The following is a 2,691-nucleotide window of genomic DNA, read 5'->3' as shown; positions in this document are numbered from 1 at the left end:
TGTTACTATTCACAGATAAATGAAAGTGAAGAATGAAGCTCACATCAGTAGGCTTTATTTTTATTGTTGAAACGGTTAGAATCTTTGTATTAAGCAAATCGGGATTTATTGAGATGATAATGCTAGAAAGGAATAATAAAGAATGAAATGCATTCATTGTGATATTGAAATGATTACTGCAAGTATGGATACAGGACTCACAACGGGATCTTTATTCTATATTTGGAAAAAAGAGAAAGGGGTCTTTAGTTCCACAAAAAAATCTGAAGTCAAAGTATATGTATGTCCTGAATGCGGGTATATAGAGCTTAGAGCTGATAAACCAAAGAATCTAATCTAAAGAAATATTTATATCGAGGAGAATATCTCTATTATCCGGCACATATGTTTGCAATTGGAATCATCAGAGTGCTCATAAAAAAACGGAGTATGTTCCCTTAAGCTGTTGATAAATTCAAGTTTGTTGAAAAGAAAGCACTATTTCTAGGCGGAGTTATGCTCCGCCTAATAGTTCTTCTACAGTATATGGTTCTCCAGAAGTCAGTCTTAAGAGGGCAGTGAATTCATTAACACCATTTCTGGCGCAGGTTTCAAGATATGTCCTGATATCTGCAAAATATGATGCGTATTCAATGCTTTGGAACTGTCCGGACACTTTGTCTTTGGTTTTTACGAATCTGAGTGACCTCTCGCTGAGGTTGTTTGTTGTTGGGATGGAGAAATCCTTAACCCAGTCAAAGTAGTTGTTCTTGTATTCTCTTATTCTGTTGAGAAGAGCATTCTCATCACTTTCATAATAATGCCCCAGATCAGCAATGTACTCTTTATATCCACTATCCAAAAGAGAATCCACTTTCATGAGAAAAGCTTCAACAGCTTCCTTTGAGAAAGCAGTAGCACCTTCGGCTATCAGATGTTTCCGGTCATGCATCATGGACTGGATCAGCTCTTTTAGTGTTTTGACCCAAGGGTGGCTTGATGAGTCGAACAGCTTCTGTAGATCCCTTTCCAGATGTTGATTGCATTCTACATTTCTGAAGACAAAGCCTTCATGATAATTGATGGTGTTATGATCATGCATGACTTTTGTTCCGGAACTTAGCACAGGAAGGATGTTATCTTCAATGATTCCTTCAAGGTCTTTATGTAGATGTGCAGTATACAGGGCTATACGTTCATTTCCATAAAACCTCATACAGGCTCTTGCTGTATTTACAAAGACTACAGTGTCATCCCAGTAGATAAGAGGCAGTCCTATGATTATATTTTTCAGGTCTGTGATAAAAGCATGGAGCTTTTTTGAGTAACGCTTTTGAAGTTTCGCAAGATACCCTTCGCTGAGGGTAAGCGGTTCAGGAGAAAAACCTGTCAGTATTTTTCTTGTGCGGTTAATGCTTACAAAGCCAAGATCCATGAGCGATAGTGCCATTGCCTGGATTACCTTGCCATACTGGTTTGCAGCCTTAAGAGAACCGAGAGGAGCTTTGACTGTTGCACCACAGTCAAGACATTTATAGATGACAAACCTGTGTCTGTGCTTGATGACCTTTACTTCATAATCGAACTCATCCTTGTAAGATTCTTCAATTTCTTCAAGGTTATGGCTGCCGCATTTGGGACATTCAGTAAGCTCATGAGGGATGGTGTCAGTGATTTCTTCATCAGAAAACTGGGGCATTTCATGCTTCTCATGACCGGTTTGCCCACCTTTAGGAAGACCTGATTTTTCTCTAGAGTTTGGGATAACTTTTTTCTGATCGATTGCGGTCTTGGATGTAGGAGTGCCAGTATTGGTTCCGTTATTATTGAGTCTTGCTGTAAGTCTTGCAACTTCATCCTTAAGTGCTGCTATCTGGGCTTCTGCTTCTTTTGAAGCTGTGATTTCTTCGGAAGAACCTTCTTCCAGGAATTCCAACTTGTCCCTTAAATGCTGATTCTCAAGTTCAAGGCTGAACTTATCATTCTCCAGTTCCTTGACTTTGGCGCGCTCTTTTTCATAAAGCTCCTGATAACGATCAGCGAGGGATTTGTATTGTGAAATCTTTTTGTTGAGGCCTTGAATCTGGCTGAGAAGCTTTTGCACGCGAGAGTCTGAAGCACCTTCTTTTCTGAGTTTTTCCAGTTCTTTTTCAAGCTTTTTTACCTTTCGCTCGGCAGCGTGCCATTCCTTTTTTATAACTTCATAAGCTTCTTTTAAGTCCATCCACGATAACCTCAACGATCATTTTGATTTATATTTTTCTAATTGCTCTCGCAGTTCCTGATTCTCTTTTAATAGCCTTCTGACTTCATCCTTGAGACCTTTCATGGTCTTTGGCATTTCATAATCATCACTTCCTGCTTCATAGGAAGGGCTGCGTTTTTTGCATCTGCCATCGGTAGGGATAATCTCTTTTGTTTCAGGGTCAACACGGCCTATCAACTTTCTTTTTGACTTAGAACGCTTGAGCTCCGGATCCCAGAATGATTGATTTTCATAGGCATATGTGATTCCGGATCTTTTGTCGGTCTGATATACAATTCCCATAGTTTGCCTCCTTTATCTTTATGTGTATAGCATAACACATAAAGATATTTATTGCAATAAAAAATGCCAAAAAAGCTAGAATTTTTCTGGCTTCTTGGCATTTTTATATGACCGAAAACTCTTTATGTGAAAGATACCATATCTGGGAAAGTGTGAATAGTAAC

At 39.0% G+C, this 2,691-nt stretch carries 2 protein-coding genes; both read right to left on the bottom strand.

Annotated elements, in window-relative coordinates:
- Window positions 1-493: 493 nt before the first annotated feature.
- Window positions 494-2,203: an IS66 family transposase gene (locus tag G585_RS0116490; RefSeq protein WP_022776473.1), complete on the bottom strand. Its 1,710-nt coding sequence runs from the start codon at window positions 2,201-2,203 to the stop codon at window positions 494-496.
- 18 nt (window positions 2,204-2,221) lie between these two features.
- Window positions 2,222-2,527: a hypothetical protein gene (locus G585_RS0116485; RefSeq protein WP_022776472.1), complete on the bottom strand. Its 306-nt coding sequence runs from the start codon at window positions 2,525-2,527 to the stop codon at window positions 2,222-2,224.
- Window positions 2,528-2,691 lie beyond the last annotated feature (164 nt).

This window comes from Butyrivibrio sp. AE2015, from assembly GCF_000420825.1.
GTDB lineage: Bacteria > Bacillota > Clostridia > Lachnospirales > Lachnospiraceae > Butyrivibrio.
The sequence above is the reverse complement of the archived record's forward strand: the minus strand, read 5'-3'. Positions and strand labels throughout refer to the sequence as shown.

Excerpts from the sequence above, each read along its gene's own strand:
- G585_RS0116490 (WP_022776473.1), bottom strand. The coding sequence starts at position 2,203 with ATGGACTTAAAAGAAGCTTATGAAGTTATAAAAAAGGAATGGCACGCT.
- G585_RS0116485 (WP_022776472.1), bottom strand. The coding sequence starts at position 2,527 with ATGGGAATTGTATATCAGACCGACAAAAGATCCGGAATCACATATGCC.